Origin of the sequence: Spirillospora sp. CA-128828, assembly GCF_050945415.1 — a bacterium.
Classification (GTDB): Bacteria; Actinomycetota; Actinomycetes; order Streptosporangiales; family Streptosporangiaceae; genus Spirillospora.
Genome location: NZ_CP191986.1, coordinates 4,374,796 through 4,392,523, shown reverse-complemented (window position 1 = coordinate 4,392,523; position 17,728 = coordinate 4,374,796). Strand labels below are relative to the sequence as shown.

The following is a 17,728-nucleotide window of genomic DNA, read 5'->3' as shown; positions in this document are numbered from 1 at the left end:
CGACCGCGTCGGCGATCACGGCGCCCGCGCAGTCGTCCCCGAGGCGGTGCAGGGCAACGACGATTCCCTGCTTGAGGCCGCTCGGGTCCCGGTAGCCCCGCACCTCGTCCGGCGACGGAGATCGCCGAAAGACCCGCGCACATGCTCCATGGCCGCTGTCGCCGGCAGCGGCCATGGAGCGGAGTGCGGTCGGTTCGGCTTCGGACGATCAGTCTCGGCCGGTGAACGGGGTTATGCCGATCCGATCGATGATCGGCGCGTACTTGGAGCGGAGAAGTACATCCGGGAAAGTTTCCGAGACATAGGTCTTCCCGTCGAAGTTGGGCAGTTCCTCAGATGCGAACGAGATGATGTTCGCGCCCGCTTTCAGGTCTACCTGGATGGTCTGTTGCCAGTAGTTGTTGGCGTGGAAGGTGTGCGGGAACAGCACCCGTCGCGTCTCGCCGTTGACGGAGACGTCCGCCGTGCCGGGCCAGCGGGTCGGGGTTGTAGTGCGTGGCCGGCGATTGCTCCGGGTCGGAGTAGCGGACCGTGAGCGCATACCGTCCGGCCACGGGGGCGGTGACGTCGAACGTCAGCGTGTTCGCATTGCCCCGTTCGCCGCCGATGCCGGTGACGGACTTGCCCCCGCCGGCCAGCGAGGAGGCGGTCACCTGCGCCGTGCCGGCGAGACGAGCGCCCTCGGCCTCGTACCAGGTGGTGTTCAGCGTGCCGGCGGTGCTCTCGGCGCGGATCCGGTCGAGGCGGAGGCGTCCGCGCTCCCCGGTCACGGTGATCTTGTTGACCCCTCCGGTCAGGAACACCTTGGCCTCGGCCGAGGCGGCCAGGTTCCGGACCTTCCGGCCGTTGACCGCGAGCCCGGCCACGCCGCCGCCGAAGGTGTCGACGTGCAGGGTCGACTCCCCGTCGCGAGGGGAGCAGACCCAGAACGTGGCGGTCTGGCCATTCTCGAGTACGGCGACGCCGGAGGATGAGGCCTTCTTGACGGTGTAGTCGAGGCTTGCGCCCTTGAGGCCGGCGTACTCGGCCTCGTAGATCGACTGCGTCGCCGCCAGGTCCGGCAGAGACAAGTCGATCTTGTCGATGATCGTGTCGCCCTTGGTGGCCCTGTTCCCGTCCAGGCTGCGCGCCGCCAGGGTGATCACATGATCGCCCTTGGTCAGCTCGACCTTGGTGTCGGCGTGGTCCCACACCACCCACTTGTAGCCCAGCGGCGTATGGATCTCCTGTTCCGCCTTCCCGTCGACGCGGAGGAAGATGTGCGCGGCGCCCTCCGCTTCGTAGGCCGCCTTCCAGACCTTGGGCGGGACGGCAGGGGACGTCGTGTCGCCGCCCGGAGTGAGGACTATCTGGTAGGCGGACGACTCTTTCAGGGCGGGCAGGGCAGAGCCGAAGTCGAACGCCACTCCCCCGTCGACCACGGCCTCGTCCATCTCCGCGACGACCTCGGGCTGGGCGGAGTCGCCGATCTGGCCGGTCCAGGGGATCTCCTGGATCAGCGCATGCACGGAACGGCCGAACACCTTGGAGTCGATGTTCCGGAACTGGACGCGGCCGTTCCCCGACGCGCCGCCGAGCAGAGTCCGCGCCTGGGCCTTGGACTTGTCGTACGTGGCCACGCCCTGGAGGGTGTAGCTCCGGTTCGGGAAGGGCGGGGTGACCTTGACAGTGTGGCCGCTCATCTTCCCGTAGGCGTTGAGCAGCCACCACTGCCCGTTGCCGCGGTTGGACTGGACGGCGGAGTCGCTGAGGTTCCCGTCGATGTTCCAGTACGCGATGTCCGCGTCCACCTTGGAGTCCTCGATCGCGGAGGCCCACTGGATCATCTGGCCGGGCACCGAGGTGTGGTAGTTGAACGCGTACTCGTTGAGGTTGATCGGGAGGCGCTCGCCCTCGTACCGGGTGCCCTTGAAGATCTGGGCCTCCAGCCGCGGTACTTGGCGACGTCGGTCCGGATGCGTGCGGGGTCGCTCAGCTCATGCCAGGTGACGACGTCCGGGACGGTGCCCGCCGCGACGGCATGCCGCATGAAGCCCTGGACCTGGTCGAAGAGCACGCTGGTGTTGGGGCCCGCGATCCTGGCGTCGGGCATCTTGGCCTTGATCAGGGCGTGGACCTCGTCCCACGCCCTGAAGTAGTACCGCGGGTCGTTCAGCCGGCTGACGTTGTTGCAGCTCCACTCGCCGCTTCCGAACATGTTGCCCTCGGGACGTCGCCGTCGGTGCTGTCGGCCAGCGGCTTGACCACTTCGAGCGCGTCCGCGCCCGGGTGCTGCGGCCCGTCCTGCGCCTTCGTGGAGACCGTCCGCAGGTTCATGCCCTCGATGAGGTTGCGTGACGGGACGCCGTCCCCGTACAGGCCGTAGAGCGTGCCGGATGCTCCGCCGTGGAAGGCTCCCGTGTCGTCGGCGAGGTCGACGGTGAGGTCGTTGCCGACCACGGTGACGGTCGCCTTGACGGTGGCGTCGGTGCCGGGCACCGTGCCCTTGACGGTGAACTGCCCACGCTGGGCGTACTGCGCGGGATCGACCGCATCCCAGGTGACCGGGAGCGCCCGGTCGATGCCATCCGAGTAGGACGCGTTCACCGTCGCCCGGCGCCGTGCCCACGGTCGTGGTGACGTCGAACGAGGTGTCTGTCAGAGCCTCGTACTTGGCGAGGTGGTCTCCGGCCAGTCCGGCCACCTGGGCGTCGGTGAGCGCCCCGTCATAAACTCGCAGGTCGTCCAGGTCGCCGGCGAGGAACGGGTGCCCGCCCCAGAAGGCTTTGCCGAGGAAGCCGGAGGTCGTGCTGGAGTCGGAGTGCATCATGGAGGCCAGGTCGACGGCGGCCGCCCGGCTGCCCACCTTCGCCCCGTTGAGGTAGTAGTTGATCGTCTTGCCGTCGAGGGTGGTGACGAGGTTCGTCCACCGGCCGGTCGGCAGCTTCTGGGCGCCCGGAACGCCCACTTCGTCGTTGCCGTTGACGGGCTTGACGGACGACCGTGTGGTGGCGTCTCCGGCATAGGAGGGCGTGACGAAGGTGGCGGCGGCGTTGTTCTTGCCGAGGTTGTACACCAACTGGAGGTCCGGTCCGCCGTCCCAGTTCAGCCACACCGAGATCGTCATGGCGGTCCTGTTCTTGAACAGGCCGTTGGGGATCGACATATAGGCCGCGGTGGTGGAGGCGGCGTCGCCGCCGGGCAGTGAGAGCGCCCGCGAGCCGTCAGAGCCCTCGGCGGTGGACGCCGAGGCGGGGTTCACCAGCTTCCCATCGAGACCGGACTGCGAACTGTCGTGCACGACGCCGGTGGTGAGGAAGTCATCGTTGAAGTCGTAGTGCAGGACCAGGTTCGCCGACGGCTCCGCGACGGCCGTCACGGGGACGGCCCCCCAGGCCGCCTGTCAGCAGCCCGGCCGTAGCGAGCCAGGCGGTGGGGCGTCTTCGTCTGGACATGTGCGTGTCCTCCTCAGGGCACCGGGGTGGGGGTGGGGACGTCCGTGCGGCGCCGTTCATAGGCGGCGGCGAGGATCAGGTAGCCGCTCGCGGTCCAGGTGTAGGCGCGGTCGCGCAGGCCCGCGCCGGTGAGGGCGTCGAAGTTCTCCGCGAACCCCGATTTCTCGCACAGGGCACGGAATCGGGCGCTGATGTCGTCGGCGAGCTCGGTGAACCCGGCGCGGCGCAGGCCGTCCTCGATCAGGACGGTGGCGGGGGCCCAGATCGGGCCGCGCCAGTAGCCGTCCGGCCGGTAGTGCGGCGAGCGGGGCGACTCGGTCGCCAGCCCGTATTCGGTCAGATGCGCTTTGATCCGCTCGGCCAGGACGGCGGCGATGTCGCGCGGAAGCTCCTCGCCCAGCACGATCGGCATCAGGTCCAGCAGGCTGGAGGTGGCCCAGGTGCTCCCGGTGCCGACGCCGCGGGTCGTGAAGGCACCGCCGTCCCACAGGCGGTCGATCAGGTCGTCGCGAAGCCGGTCGGCGGCCGTCGTCCAGCGGCCGGCCGCGCCGTCCTCGCCGAGTTCGGCGGCCAGGCCGGCGAGACAGCGCAGCTGCAGGACGAGGAACGTCGCCAGATCGGCCGACTGGACGACCCGCTCCCGGTCGAAGGTGGTCGCGTTGTCCCAGCCGCTGTCGTTGCCGTGCTGGTAATGCGGCAACGGCTGCCCTGGAGCGCGCCGGGCGTCCAGCCAGAAATCGGTCCAGGCCACGAGCCGCCGGTAGATCTGCGTCAGGGTGTCCCCGTCGGGGTGCTCAGGGAGACGCTCGCGCAGGCGCCGCAGGGCCCAGCCGTGGATCGGCGGCTTGACGAAGTTGTGGAGGATCTCCGAATGGGCGACGGAGTCGGGCAGCGCTCCGGCGGCGTCCTGGTGGTCGAAGGGAAGCTGGAACTGGTCGACGGCCAGCCCGGGCGCTCCCCCGCCGAGGGCGATGGCGTTGAAGCAGTGGTCCCAGCTCCAGACCTTGTCCATCCAGTGCTTGGACATCAGCACGGCCGGCCGGGCCAGGAATCCGGCCGGGCGCACCGTCGCCGACCAGAGCACGTAGGCGGCCAGTTCCGCGGCGGGGGTGGCGGTCCCGCGCCACGGGGCGATCGCGTCGGCGAACGCGGCGAACCGGTCGTGGGCGGCGCGCACCACCTCCGCGAACAGCGCCCGCGGAGTGTAGGACGGGCGCGCGGTCTCGTACTCCTCGATCGCCACCTCCCACTCCTGATCCGCGGGAAAGATCAGGCCGCGTTCGGACGAGTTCAGCGCCTGCTCCCCCACCGCGGCGGCGGGCGGCCCGCCGACCAGGGTGATCCGGTAACGGCGTCCGGTCTCGTAGACGGTGAACACATATGCGCCGTCGACGGGGTCGCGGTAGAAGTAGGGTCCGCTGAACGGAGTGAGGGCCGGGTTCGCCGCGACGATCCGCATGCCCAGCGCGTGGCCGCGCACCCGGATGGTGTCGGGGTCCTCGTAGGCCAGCTCGACGCGTCCCGTCCCGTGGATCCAGCCGAGCCGGGCCGGGGTCGCGGTGACCGTGGCGTCGACCCGGTGGTCACCGTCGGTGGGGACGAGACGGAGCACCGGATGCAACCCGGTCTGGTGGGAGACCAGATGCAGGTCGTCGGCGTAGGTCTTCTCGGCGATCACGGGCGAGATGTCGAACCAGGACCCGTGATGGCTGAACGGGATCTCGGCGACGGAGAACGTGGGGGACGAGGGGACGGCGGTCATCGGGGACTCTCACTTCTGCGGCGACGCGCGACCGTTCGGGTGTGCGCGTGAACGTTCACGGGCGTGCGGAACCGAACCGAACGCGTTGTGGCGTTGCGGCGTTGCGGCGTTCGGCGGGAAGGCCGGGCGCGGGCGGCTAGTCCTTGACGGCCCCCGAGGTGACTCCCGCGGCGACGAAGCGCTGGGCGACGACCAGCAGCACCGTGGCCGGAATCGACGCCACGACCGCGGTGGCCATGATCGCGTTCCACTCCTGGTTGTTGTTGCCGATGTAGCGGTAGATCCCGAGCGTGATGGGGCGCAGCGTCCCGCCCCCGTCGAGGGTGGAGGCGAACACGAAGTCCGACCACGCCCACAGGAAGGCGAACAGCGACACGGTGACGGTGGCGTTGCGGCTGACCGGCAGGACGACCGACCAGAACGTGCGCAGCACGCCCGCTCCGTCGATCTTGGCGGCCTGGATGAGCTCGTCGGGGATCGCGGACATGAACGCGGTGTAGATCAGCACGGCGAACGGGACGGCGATGGTGGAGTCCGCGATGACCAGGCCGCCGACGGTGTTCAGCACGCCGAGCCTCAGGTAGACGGCGTAGAAGCCCATCGCCATGATGATCGCGGGGATCATCTGCGCGATCAGCAGCACGAACCCGAGCAGCCCGCCGCCGGCGGGCCGCAGCTTCGCCAGCGAGTACCCGGCGGGGGCGCCGAGGGCCACCGTCAGCGCCACCGTGCCGAGCCCGATGAGCAGGCTGGTGCCCAGATAGGGCAGCTGCTGGTCCAGGACCGCCCGGTAGCCGTCGAGTGTGCCGTCCACGGGGAACCAGTTCGGCGGGCTCTTGCGCATGTCGCGGTCCCGGGTGAACGACACGTTGATCATCCAGTAGACCGGGAACAGCATGACCGCCGTCAGCGCCAGCGCGGCCAGTGTCTTCCACCAGGTCCTGGTCGCGATCATGACGCGTACCGCCTTCGCTCCACCCGCAGGTACACCAGCCCCGCGATCAGGGTGACCACGATCAGCAGGTTGCCGACCGCCGCGCCCGGGCCGAAGGCGGGCAGCGTGTTGCCGAAGCCGAGCCGGTACGACCAGGTGGCGAGGGTGGCCGAGGAGCCAGCCGGGCCGCCCTTGGTCATGATCCAGATGATGTCGAAGACCTTCACGGTGTAGACCAGCCCCAGCAGCAGCGTGATCGCGGTGACCGGACGCAGCAGCGGCAGCGTGATGCTCCAGAACTGCCGCCACCCGCCGGCGCCGTCGAGGGCGGCCGCCTCGTAGAGCTGGACCGGGATGTTCTGCAGGCCGCTGTAGAGCATGACCAGGTTGAACGGGACGCCGATCCAGATGTTGGCGATGATCACCGAGGCCAGGGACCAGTCCGGCGAGGTGAGCCAGTTGACCGGGCCGATCCCGGCCAGGCTCAGCGCGGAGTTGACCACTCCCGAGTCGCTGTTGAGCATCCACGCCCAGGTGGACGCCGACACGATCAGCGGCAGCAGCCAGGGCACCAGGAACAGCCCGCGCAGCGTCACCGACAGGCGGAACGAGCGGCTGAAGAACACCGCCAGCGCGAGCCCGATCGCGAACTGGAAGACCAGGCACACCACGGTGAACACGGCCGTGTGCGTCAGCGCCGGGACGAAGGCCGGGTCCTCCAGCACGGTTCGGTAGTTGGACAGGCCGGCGAACTCCGCGCCGCCCTGCACGAACGAACGGACGTTGTAGTCGCGCAGGCTCAGGTCGAGGTTGCGGTAGAGCGGGTACGCGAAGAAGAGGGCCAGGTAGACGGTCACCGGGGCCAGGAAGGCCCAGGCCGCCCATGTCGTGGGCCGTGGCCGCCACCGCAGGCGGATCCCGTCCAGGGTCACTTGGTGGCGCTCTCGGCCGCGGTCTGCGCCTTGGCCAGCGCCTCCTGCGGCGAAGCCTTGCCGCTGAGCGCCGCCTGGGCCGCGGTCCACATCTGCTCGGAGATCTTCGGGTACTTCGTGCCCAGGTTGTCGCCGGTCCGGCCCTTGGCCGCCTTGACCGCGTCCACCCAGACCTTCAGATCGAGATCGGCCGCCACCTGCTTGGCCTGCACCGCCGCGGTCGGGGCGATGTAGGACAGCGTGCTGGTCGTGGTGAACGAGTTGCCGGTGTTGGTCAGGCACTGCACCAGCTTCAGCGAGGTGGCGTAGCGGCCGGTCTGCTTCTGCACCGGGACGGTCACGAACTCCCCGCCGGCCGGGGCGGGCGCGATGCCGCCGTTGACGCCGGGGACGGGGATGATGCCGTAGTCGAATCCGGCCTTCTCGGCGTTGGCCAGCTGCCAGGTGCCGTTCTCGGCGAACGCGTAGTCGCCCGTGGCGAACTCCTGCCAGCTCGTGGTCTGGGTGTTGTTGATCACCGAGTTCGGGGCGTACCCCTTCTTCAGCCAGTCGGTCCACAGCGACAGCGCCGAAACACCCTGGGGCGAGTCCAGCTTGGTCAGCGCGGCGCCCGAACCCCAGAACCACGGCAGGAACTGGAAGCTGCCCTCTTCGGTGCCGACCGCCGAGAAGGTGATCCCCTTCTTGCCCGCCTCCTTCACCTTGGCCAGGGCCGCGTTCAAGGAGGCCCAGTCCTTGACCGACGCGATGTCCACCCCGGCCTTCTTCAGGACCTCCTTGTTGTAGTAGAGCGCCAGGGTGTTGGCGCCGATGGGAACGCCGTAGGTCTTGCCGCCGGTCCGGCCCGCCCCGAGCAGGTTGGGATCGATCCCGGAAGTGTCGATCTTCGATTCCCCGGTGGTGGTGAGCGCGCCCGCGTCGGCCAGCGAGGACACGACCGGGTTGTCGACGATGAGCACGTCGGGGGCGTTGCCCTGCTGCGCCGCCAGCAGCGCCTTGTTGGTCAGGTCACTGGTGTCGTAGCCGGTGCGCTTCACCGTGACCCCGGCCTTGGTGCCGCACTCCTTCAGCAGCTTCACCCAGGCCGAACCGTCATCGAACTGCGGGTACGGATCCCACATCGTGTAGGTGGCCGACGCGGCACCGCCGGACCCGCTCCCCCCGCCACCGCAGGCGACGAGCCCGCCCGTCAGGGCGAGCGCGGCCAGGCCCACGCCCAGTGCCCGGCACCGCGCGATCCTTGTGTTCATGGAATCCCTCCTCGGACTCGACCCCGAGCCGCCGGTGCGCGCCGCCCCGGACGGAACCGTGCCACCGCGCCGTCGTCACCGTGTGGCGAGCCTCGCAGCGAATCGGTTCGACAGAACGTAGGATGGCCGCGGGAGGCGAGTCAATACTTCGATGCGAGATTTCCCAGCTCCACAAGCTGCGGCGTTGACAGGCGCCTACGGCGCCTCTAGCATACTCGAATCGATTCGACGCTCAGCGAGAGGAATCGTTTGAACATCGGAGAGATCGCCCGCAGGGCCGGGGTGTCACGCAGCACCGTGTCCTACGCGCTGAGCGGGAAGCGAACGGTGTCCGAGGCGACGCGCCGTCGCATCCAGGAAGTGATCGACGAGATCGGCTACCAGCCCAACGCCAACGCGCGCGCGTTGAAGGAGGGCCGGACCCGGACCATCGGGCTCGTCATACCTCCGGCCGGGCGGCGGCTCACCGACATGCAGCTCGAATTCGTCGCCAGCGTCGTGGACGCGGCCGCCCGCGCCGACCTCGACGTGCTGCTGTCACCCTCCGGCGGCGATCACGACCGCTCGTTCGAGCGCGTCGTCACCGGACGGCGGGTCGACGGCGTGATCCTCATGGAGATCCGCCTGGAAGACGCCCGGGTCACCCGGCTCCACCAGGCCGGAGTGCCGTTCGTCGGTATCGGGCGCACCGCCGAGCCCGACGACATGTCCTGGGTGGACGTCGACTACGCCGGACTCATCGCGCGTTGCGTGAACCATCTGGCCGATCTCGGACACCGCCACATCGCACTGATCAACAGATCGGTCGAGCTCGCCGCCGCCGGCTACGGCCCGGCGCACCGGGCGCTGACCGGTTTCACCGACGCCGTCGCACAGCGAGGGATCGACGGCGCCGACTTCTGCTGCGGCGACGACATCGTCTCCGGCGAGTCCTGCATGCGGCACATCCTGGAGACACGACCCGAGATCACCGCCGCGGCGACCATCAACGAGGCCGCGCTCCCCGGCGTCCAGCGCGCACTCGAGCAGGCGGGTCTCGCCGTGCCGCGCGACTTCTCGGTCACCGGCGTCGCCGCGCAGCACTGGGCGGAGAACTTCCGCCCCCCGCTGACCGCCGCCGACGTGCTGGCGACCGACATGGGGGCACGCGCCGTCGAGCTGCTGATCGAGAAGATCTCCCGGCCCGACGCCCCGCCCAGGCATCTGCTGCTGAACCCGGACATCTCCTTGCGATCCAGCACCGGTCCGGCCCCGCAACGCTGAGCCCCCTGGATGCGAATCGATTCGACGATGGACGCGTCGCGATACTCACCCTGCCACGATGATGCTCACCCCGCCGCTTCACCGACATCATCCATGCCACTCCTACCAGGCCGAATGAAGTCGGGAATCGGCTCTGCAGTGTTCCAGATCGCTTCGGGGCGGACGCGCACGGCGGCAAAATTCGATAATTACCCGCCGCGCACGCTGCAACAGGGTCTTGGCAGGATATTCGGCCACGGATAGCCTTTCCGCCATGCACCGCAGCCGGGTGGTCGGGATCCTCATCGACACTCCTGCCATGCAGATTGGCGCGGCAGTGGAATTCTGGTCCGCGGCATTGGGCGTCCCTGCCCGGCCCGCGGCGGGCGAGGAGCAGTTCACCGTCCTGAAGGGCGCCGTTCCCGAACTGTTCACCGTTATCCAGTCGGTCGACGACGACGTGCCGCGTTACCACATCGACATCGAGACCGACGACCCGGCGGCAGAGGTCGCCCGCCTGACAGCGCTGGGCGCGGAGCCGGTCTCCCGCTGGCAGGACGCCCACACACTGCGCGCGCCAGGTGGCCACCTGCTCTGTGTGGTGCCCGTGCACAGCGATCCCGAGACATTCGCCAGGTCAGCTCGCACCTGGTCGTGAGGCCGCACTTATCAAGCGCTTCGTCCCGGCGAAAGGGAGACGAAGTCGATCTTGGACTGTTAACGTCGGGGGCGCCGTTCGGCGCCTGCGGGAAACGCTGCGGGGTCGGGTTGCAGCGTCTCCTGTGGAGACCCCCATCGAGAATGAGGAAGGCTCCGTTGAAACGACGTTCCACGTTAATGGTGGCCGCGGTGACCGCCGTGTTCACCTGCACGGTTGCGGCTCAGCCCGTCTTCGCGGATGATTCCGGCACTGCCGTTGTGGTGCCGGTGTCGGGTACAAGTGCGCTGCCCGCGGGTTGCGGGCTGCCCGAGGGCGACGGATACGTGCTGAACCCGAACACCGAGGTTCAGCCCATGGTGGCGCGGGATCCGAAGCGGCCGTGGCATCTCGTCACGGTGTACCAGCAGGACCGGTGGAACCGGTACGGCGGCAACGGAGCCGTCACCGCCGTGTCCAACGACTACGGCGCGACCTGGCGTCCGTCGGCGGAGAATCCCGTGTTCTCCAGGTGCAACGGCGGTACCGCGGCCAACGGCGGCGACTACGACGTCACAACGGACCACTGGGTCACGGTCACCCCGTCAGGCGCGGCGGTGGCGGCGTCGTTCTCGCTGTCGCGTACCGGCGAGGTGACCGCGATCCTGGTGTCGCGGTCCGGCGACGGCGGCGAGCACTGGGACGCCCCGGTGACTCTGCAGCGGGACGACGACCCGCGGTTCTTCAACGACCGCCCGGCGATCACCGCGGACCCGTACCACCCGGGAGTGGTCTACGCGGTGTGGGACCGGGTCGACACCCAGTCGGCGGACAACTGGGTACAGCCCGTCTACATGGCGAAGTCGACCGACGACGGGCGCACCTGGACCACGAAGAAGGTGTACGACTTCCCCACCAACAGCGGAGTCATCGGTACCGAACTGGTGCCGATGGCCGACGGGACGCTGTTGATCGGCATGCACCACGAGACGAACACCACCGCCGCCACCCAGGTCATCCGCTCGACCGACGGCGGCGACACGTGGTCGGCGCCGACGCTGAACGTGGCGGCCCCGTTCGCCGTGGGTACCAGGATCCCGGACCCCGACGGCTCGGGTGACCCGGTGCGCAACGCGTCGCTGCCGCTGCTGGCCGCCCGGCCGAACAGCAAGGTGGTGAACGCGGTCTGGCAGAGCCAGGACGCCGACGGCACCTTCCACGTCGTGTACGCGCGGTCCGCCGACTCCGGCAAGACCTGGTCGAGCCCGCTTCGCGTGGACAAGACGCCCACCGGCTCGGCCGCGGTTCCGGCGATCGCCGTGTCCCCCCAGGGCACCGTGGCGATCACGTACTACGACTTCCGGAACAACACGTCCGCCGCCACCCTGCCCACCGACTTCTGGGCCGTGACCTGCGCGGAGAACTGCACGCAGGCCGGATCGTGGCGGGAGCGGCACATCGAGGGCCCGTTCGACGCGCGGAAGGTGCCGTCGACGAGCTCCGGCCGGATGCTCGGTGACTACACCGGCCTGGTCTCGACCGGCTCGGCCTTCGTGGCCGTGTACGGCGTGTCCACGGGCGACACCGCCAACCCTGTGGACCTCCACAGCGCGACCTTCCGCAGCTGAGGCAGGGTGCGCCCCGCCGGCGCGGCCTGCGCCGGCGGGGCGCACGACGATCCCGGCCATCCCGGGGTTCGGGTATCCGTATGGGTATTTCTACCCTCCCCGTGCTCGCCGGCCCAGAGCATGCTGGTGGCAATGCAGGATCTCACCGCGACTCCCGTGCCGAGGAGAGCGAACCCGGTGCCGGTGTCGGCCGCCCCGCCCGTGTGCGCACGCACCCGATCACGCAGTGCGCTCGCCGTCCGCGTCCTCGGGCAGGTGCGGGGCCCTGCCGGCACCGGGATCGCGATCCGCGACGGCCGCGGGAGCCGCCGTCCGGCGGGTACGCCGTCACCGTGTGGTGGTCAGGTGCGCCCGCCGCGGCGGTGGTGCCCGGCAACGCATTCCCGATCCGTCTTTGGAGCGGCTTGATGACCCACAGCACGGAGGACTTCCCTCTCTGGGGCGGTGTGGCGACCGTCATGGTGGAGGAGCCCGGCCGTCTCGGCGCGGCCCGGCGAGCCGTCGATCAGGTGATCGACGACATCGACGCCGCGTGCGGCGCGTTCCGCGACGATTCGGAGCTGGCCCGGGTCAATGCCGCCGCCGGCCGTCAGGTACAGGTCGGCGCCACCTTCCTGGCCGTGTTGTGGACGGCCTTGCAGGCCTGTGAGCTGACCGGCGGGCTGGTCGATCCCCTCGTCGGTGGCCGTGGCGCCGGGAGCGGGACGGTCGTGATCGACGACCCGCCCGGAACGGTGATGATCCCCGCCGGGACGACCCTCGACCTGTGGGGCATGGCGGTGGCGTTCGCCGCCGACCGGGCCGCCGAGGCCGCCGCCGGGGAGGCCGGGTGCGGCGTCTGCGTCTGTTTCCCCGGCAGCGTCGCCACCGCCGGACGGCTCCCGGATGCGGGCTGGCCGGTCCATATGGCGGGCGGTCGCGGCCAGGCACATCGCGACGAGCCCCACCACGGGCAGCGGATCGTGTTGCGCGCGCCCGGGCTGGCCACCTCCTTCCTGCCCGCGCCAGCCCACCCGGCACGGCGCGTGGGGGCCAACCTGATCGGGCGGCCACGAATCGTTCCCCGCGCCGACCGTGCACGGCCCTCCGTGGGTGAGCATCGGCCCTGGAGCGCGGTCTCGGTCATCGGTCTGTGCTGCGTCGCCGCCAAGGCCGCGAGCATCGCCGCGCTCGCGTCCGGGAACACGGCCGCCACGTGGCTGGGGTCGCGCGAACTGCGGGCCCGGATGGTGGACGCCGACGGCGGGGTCACCACCGTCGGGAGCTGGCCCGCCGGTCCCTTTCGACCGCCCCCGGCGCTGAAGCGCGAACCGGCGTTCAGCTGCTGATCGCGTAGGAGACGGCGGCCTCCAGGCTCAGCCTCGCGCCCGAGTCGTAGGCCGCGGTGAAGGCCCGTCCACCGAGTTCCCGGCGGGCCCGGGCATCACAGTCCTGGTGGGAGCCGGTGAAGACCTGCAGTCCGAGAGGCGGGATGTCGAATGCCCGCCAGAGCCTGCTCGCCGCGCCCAGCAGCCGGGCGGCCCTGTCGTGGTGTCCCTGTGCGCAGGCGGTCCACGCGAGGGCCTCCAGGCACTGGATCAGCCCCCACCGGTCACTGATCTCGGTGAGCATGGTGGCCGCCTGACGCATTCTGGCCCCGGTCAGGCTCAGGTCCCCCTGCCACCAGGCCGAGTACCCCAGGGTGATCAGGGCGTACGCCTCGAAGATCTGTGCCCGGTGGGCCTCGGCCAGGGCGAGGAGTTCCTCCCCCAGGGCGGCGGCCTGCCCCGGGCTCCGGGCGGCCACGCCGAACGAGGCGGCGTAGTAGAGGTTCACGGCAACGGCGTCCAGATCTTCCCTGGCGCGGTGACGGGCACGCGCGTCCTCCAGGAGCGCGAACCCCTGGCCGGTGTCGCCATCGGCCAGCGCCACGACCCCGCGGGCCTGGAGAAAGAACGCGAACGCCGCCTCGTCCCCGCAGCCTTCGGCGGCTGCGCCGCACTCGTCCGCACGCTGCCTGGCCGCTTCGAGATCCTGCTGGTAAGCGGCGAACAGGACGTCGACCCACAGCACCATGACGCGATCGCTGTCGGTCGGGCGTGCCAGATCGATCGAGCGTTCCAGCCAATGGCGGCCCTCGTGGACGGCGCCCGCGAGCAGCCACGCCGCCCACAGGCTGATCGCGATCCGCAGTCCGGACGGGTCGTGGCGCCGAAGGCACAGATCCAGCGCCAGTCGCAGATTGGGGATCTCCGCCTGTGCCGCCCGGTAGCGATCGAACTGGTCGGGAACCAGCAGATCGATCCGGTTGTGCTCGGCCAGCCGCCGGTAGTGGTCGCGGTACCGCCGGTGCAGTGCCGGCTCGTCCCCCGGCGCCAGCCGCTCGCGCCCGTAGGCGCGGAGGCTCTCCAGCATGCGATAGCGGCTGCGGCCGTCGCCGTGGACGCTGATCAGGACGGACTTGTCGACCAGCCCGAAGATCAGGTCGAGGATGTCCTCGGGCTCGATCCCGTTGCCCGAGCAGACGGCTTCGGCGTCTTCCAGGTCCGCCCCGCCGGGGAACACCGCCATCCTCGTCCACAGCCGTTGCTCACCGGGCGTGCACAGCCCGAAGCTCCAGTCGATGGTCGCGTAAAGGGCCCGGTGCCGCGGTAGAACCGCCGTGTCGGGGCCGGTGAGCAGGTCGAACCTGCGATCGAGCTCGCCCGCCAGCTCGCTCAGCGGCATCGTCCGCAGCCGCGCGGCGGCGAGTTCGATGGCCAGCGGGAGCCCGTCCAGGCGCCGGCACAGCCCGGCGACCGCAGGTGCGGTCGCCTCGTCCACCGTGAACCCCGGCCGCGCCTGGACCGCCCGTTCGGTGAACAGGCGCACCGCTTCACTGCGCAGGATCTCCTGGGCGGCGGTGCCGGCCGGCGGGACCGCGAGCGGGGGCACCACCAGCACCTGTTCACCGCCCACCCCCAGCGCCTGCCGGCTGGTGGTGAGGATCCGCAGCCGCGGCGCACCGCTCAGCAGCCTGGCCGCCAGTTCGGCGCACTCCGGCAGCAGGTGCTCGCAGTTGTCCAGGACGAGCAGAAGGCGTTTGTCCGCCAGGTGGTCCACCAGGGCCGGCAGGGACTGCCGGCCGGTGTCACGCACTCCCAGCGCGGCCGCCACCGCCGTCTCCAGCAGGTGACCGTCCTGCACCATGGCCAGATCCACGATCCGGACCCCGGCCGGGAACCGTGCCCGCAGCGTCGACGCCACTTGGAGCGCCAGCCGGGTCTTGCCGACACCGCCGACGCCGGTCAGGGTCAGCAGCCGCGTTCCGGGCAGCAGGTACCGCACCCTCGTGAGCTCCTGGACGCGTCCGACGAACGCGGAACCTTCCGCCGTCCGGTCCGGCATGATCTTCCGTTCAGTCATGGCGCCCCGTCACCCGGCCGGCCCCGCCCCGGCGGCCCTGTCGTGATCGTTGATCCAGCCGGCGATCTGAACCCGCGAGTTGAAACCGAGCTTGTTCATGATGTGCTCGATGTGCCCCTCCACGGTGCGCTGGGAGATCACCAGCGTGGCGGCGATCTTCTTGTTGCTCTCCCCCTCCGCCACCAGCCGGGCGATCTGCGTTTCCCGCGGTGTCAGCGGGGAGGGACGGCCGGCGTCGCGGTCCCCCGCTTCCGCGGCCGCGGTCTCCTCCAGTGCGTAGGCGAGGCCGTCCCCGTCGGGCAGATCCGCGCCGTGCTCGACCTCCGCGAGGAATGCGGACGAGCCGAGGGCCCGGCGGGTGTCGTCCACGCACGCGTCGTGGTACCGCATCAGGTGCCCGTACCCGGACAGGACCGCGCCGACCGCCTTCCACACCGCCTTGGCGATCCCGAGGAGCCGGGCCGCCCGCGTGAACTGCTTCTCGCCGGCGGCGACCCAGGCCAGGACCTCCAGATTGACGCCCATGCCGAGAGGATCGTCGAGCGAGCGGTTGAAGCGCAGGCTCTCCTGCTCCATCGAGGTGGCGCGGGCGGCCTCGCCCTGCCGCCACAGCTCCACTCCCAGGGCCATCATCGCGTACGCCCTGTGCCAGCCCTCGCCGTGCGCCTCGCACACCGCGATGCCCTGCTCGCCGATGGAGACGGCGAGTGCCGAGTCGCCCAGGAAGGAGTGCGCGAGCGAGAGCCTGATCAGCGCCAGCGCATGGCCCACCGGGTCCCCGGTGGCGGTGTGGCGTTCCACCGCCTCCTTGTAGAGACCGATCGCGGTGTCGGCGTCCTGCCGGAACATGGCGATCATCCCGGAGTACAGCACCACGTAGCCCAGGATCTCCTCTCGCCCCAGCCGCTCCCCGATGGCCCGGCTCTCCCGCAGCATCGCGGCGGCGTCGTCCAGGTCCCCCTGAATGATCGCCAGCCAGCTGTTGGACCACAGCGCCCGGGCGCGGACCTCGCTCGCCCCGGAGTCCAGGGCCAGCGCCCGGTCCATCCAGTCGCGTCCCTCGGTCAGGTAGAAACTGGTGATCCAGTGGTAGAGAAGGTCGGCGCCCATTCCCAGAGCGACCTCGACCTCGGCCGGGTCGGAGAGGCAGTACTCCAGTGCGGCGCGCAGATTGGCGTGTTCGAGTTGCAGCCTTTCCAGCAAGGCCGGCTGACCGGGGCCGAAGAGCCTGAAGCGGGCCTCGGCCGCCATTCTCTGGTAGAAGTCGCGATGGCCGCGCCGGAACCGCGCCGTCTGCCCGGATTCGGCGAGCCGCTCCCGGCCGTACTGCCGGATGCTCTCCAGCAGCCGGTACCGGACCGCGCCCCCATGATCCTCGCGGCTCAGGATCGACTTCTCCACCAGGGCGGCGATCAGGTCGACGACCTCCTCGCGGACGATCCCGTCGCCCGAGCAGACCTCCTCGGCCGCCTCCAGATCGCAGCCGCCGGTGAAGACCGACATCCTCGCCCAGAGCACGCGTTCCTGCTCGGTGCAGAGCAGGTGGCTCCAGTCGATCAGCGCGCGCAGCGTCTGGTGCCGTGGCAGCACCGTCCGCGATCCCCCGGTGAGCAACCGGAAACGATCGTCGAGCCGTTCCAGCAACTGCTTCACCGACAGCACCCGGAGCCGCACCGCCGCCAGCTCGATGGCCAGCGGAAGCCCGTCCAGCCGGCGGCAGACCTGCTCGACCGCCGCCCGGTTGGCATCGGTGACGGCGAAGTCGGGCACCACCGACCGGGCGCGGTCGGCGAACAGTTCCACCGCCTCCGGCATCGGCGGCGTCCGGCCCGTCCCGGACGAGTCGAGGCCGCTCAGCGACAGAGGCGGCACCGAGAGCGTCTGCTCGCCGGAGATCCCCAGAACGTGGCGGCTGGTGGCCAGGATGCGGAGTTCCGAGGCCGAGCGCAGAAGCGTCTCGGCCAGCACCGCGCACTCGTGGTGGAGGTGCTCGCAGTTGTCCAGGACCACCAGCGCGTGCTTGTCCCGCAGGCGCTCCACGAGCACGTCCATCGGCGGGCGATGGGAGTGGTCCCTGATCTCAAGCGCCTCCATGACCGTCGTGATCAGCAGTTCCGGCTTCTCCACCTGGGCGAGCTCGACCATCTGCACGCCGTCCGGGAACGCCCGCCGCACGACCGTGGCCGTCCGCGTGGCCAGCCGCGTCTTGCCGACCCCGCCGACCCCCGACAGGGTCACCATCCGTGATTCGGACAGCATGCGTCTGACCTCGGCCAGTTCCTGCCGCCGCCCCACGAAACTCGTCGTGTCCGCGGGCAGCCGCGACGGCCGATGCCCGCTTGCCGCGCTCGATGCCGCTGAAGCCATCACCGCCTCGCACGGCGTGATCCGCACTGCGTCACACCCGATCGACTTCCACCCTAGTGACCCGGCTCGCCCATACACGGCCATGCAGCGGTCAAAACGACTCGATCGAACGCAATGGCGGAGCAAACGGCACTGTCCGTGGATCCGCCGGTAGATCG

The 17,728-nt window shown here is 70.1% G+C and carries 12 protein-coding genes and 1 pseudogene; 4 read left to right on the top strand and 9 right to left on the bottom strand.

The features are described 5' to 3' along the window. Positions 1 to 332: 332 nt before the first annotated feature. The 7 genes and pseudogenes from ACQPXG_RS21515 to ACQPXG_RS21485 all read right to left on the bottom strand — a co-directional run bounded on the left by ACQPXG_RS21515 (position 333) and on the right by ACQPXG_RS21485 (position 8,312). A complete protein-coding gene (locus tag ACQPXG_RS21515; RefSeq protein WP_433469486.1) occupies positions 333 to 1,838 on the bottom strand; it encodes a hypothetical protein in 1,506 nt (501 codons plus the stop codon). A gap of 313 nt (positions 1,839 to 2,151) precedes the next feature. Next, positions 2,152 to 2,586: an Ig-like domain-containing protein gene (locus ACQPXG_RS21510; RefSeq protein ID WP_433470023.1), complete on the bottom strand. Its 435-nt coding sequence runs from the start codon at positions 2,584 to 2,586 to the stop codon at positions 2,152 to 2,154. Between the two features lie 103 nt (positions 2,587 to 2,689). Further along, positions 2,690 to 3,145 (bottom strand): annotated as a pseudogene (locus tag ACQPXG_RS21505) (LamG domain-containing protein); the annotation flags it as partial. A 302-nt stretch (positions 3,146 to 3,447) separates the two neighbouring features. Next, entirely contained in the window at positions 3,448 to 5,196 is a 1,749-nt protein-coding gene (locus ACQPXG_RS21500) for an amylo-alpha-1,6-glucosidase (protein WP_433469485.1), read from the bottom strand. Between the two features lie 136 nt (positions 5,197 to 5,332). Continuing rightward, the gene (locus ACQPXG_RS21495) at positions 5,333 to 6,151 is read right to left on the bottom strand and encodes a carbohydrate ABC transporter permease (RefSeq protein ID WP_433469484.1); all 819 of its coding nucleotides are present in this window, start codon (positions 6,149 to 6,151) and stop codon (positions 5,333 to 5,335) included. Further along, positions 6,148 to 7,062 (bottom strand): carbohydrate ABC transporter permease, encoded by a 915-nt coding sequence (locus ACQPXG_RS21490; RefSeq protein ID WP_433469483.1) that lies wholly within the window; start codon positions 7,060 to 7,062, stop codon positions 6,148 to 6,150. The genes ACQPXG_RS21495 and ACQPXG_RS21490 overlap by 4 nt, the downstream gene beginning before the upstream one ends. Then, complete coding sequence (locus ACQPXG_RS21485; RefSeq protein WP_433469482.1) at positions 7,059 to 8,312, bottom strand: sugar ABC transporter substrate-binding protein; 1,254 nt, start codon at positions 8,310 to 8,312, stop codon at positions 7,059 to 7,061. The genes ACQPXG_RS21490 and ACQPXG_RS21485 overlap by 4 nt, the downstream gene beginning before the upstream one ends. A 249-nt stretch (positions 8,313 to 8,561) precedes the next feature. Between ACQPXG_RS21485 and ACQPXG_RS21480 the strand changes: the two genes are divergently transcribed. The 4 genes from ACQPXG_RS21480 (at position 8,562) to ACQPXG_RS21465 (ending at position 13,147) form a co-directional block, all read left to right on the top strand. Further along, the gene (locus ACQPXG_RS21480; protein ID WP_433469481.1) at positions 8,562 to 9,575 is read left to right on the top strand and encodes a LacI family DNA-binding transcriptional regulator; all 1,014 of its coding nucleotides are present in this window, start codon (positions 8,562 to 8,564) and stop codon (positions 9,573 to 9,575) included. Positions 9,576 to 9,828: 253 nt separating this feature from the next. Then, positions 9,829 to 10,212, top strand: coding sequence for a VOC family protein (locus tag ACQPXG_RS21475; protein WP_433469480.1), 384 nt, complete (start codon positions 9,829 to 9,831; stop codon positions 10,210 to 10,212). Between the two features lie 269 nt (positions 10,213 to 10,481). After that, entirely contained in the window at positions 10,482 to 11,819 is a 1,338-nt protein-coding gene (locus tag ACQPXG_RS21470) for a sialidase family protein (protein WP_433469479.1), read from the top strand. 407 nt (positions 11,820 to 12,226) lie between these two features. Continuing rightward, complete coding sequence (locus ACQPXG_RS21465) at positions 12,227 to 13,147, top strand: FAD:protein FMN transferase (protein WP_433469478.1); 921 nt, start codon at positions 12,227 to 12,229, stop codon at positions 13,145 to 13,147. On the opposite strand, the gene ACQPXG_RS21460 is transcribed toward ACQPXG_RS21465, so the two are convergent. Together ACQPXG_RS21460 and ACQPXG_RS21455 are read right to left on the bottom strand one after the other, a co-directional pair. Beyond that, complete coding sequence (locus ACQPXG_RS21460; RefSeq protein ID WP_433469477.1) at positions 13,137 to 15,203, bottom strand: ATP-binding protein; 2,067 nt, start codon at positions 15,201 to 15,203, stop codon at positions 13,137 to 13,139. The genes ACQPXG_RS21465 and ACQPXG_RS21460 overlap by 11 nt on opposite strands. A gap of 9 nt (positions 15,204 to 15,212) precedes the next feature. Further along, on the bottom strand, positions 15,213 to 17,570 hold the full coding sequence (locus ACQPXG_RS21455; protein WP_433469476.1) for a LuxR C-terminal-related transcriptional regulator: 2,358 nt from the start codon (positions 17,568 to 17,570) through the stop codon (positions 15,213 to 15,215). Positions 17,571 to 17,728: the final 158 nt, after the last annotated feature.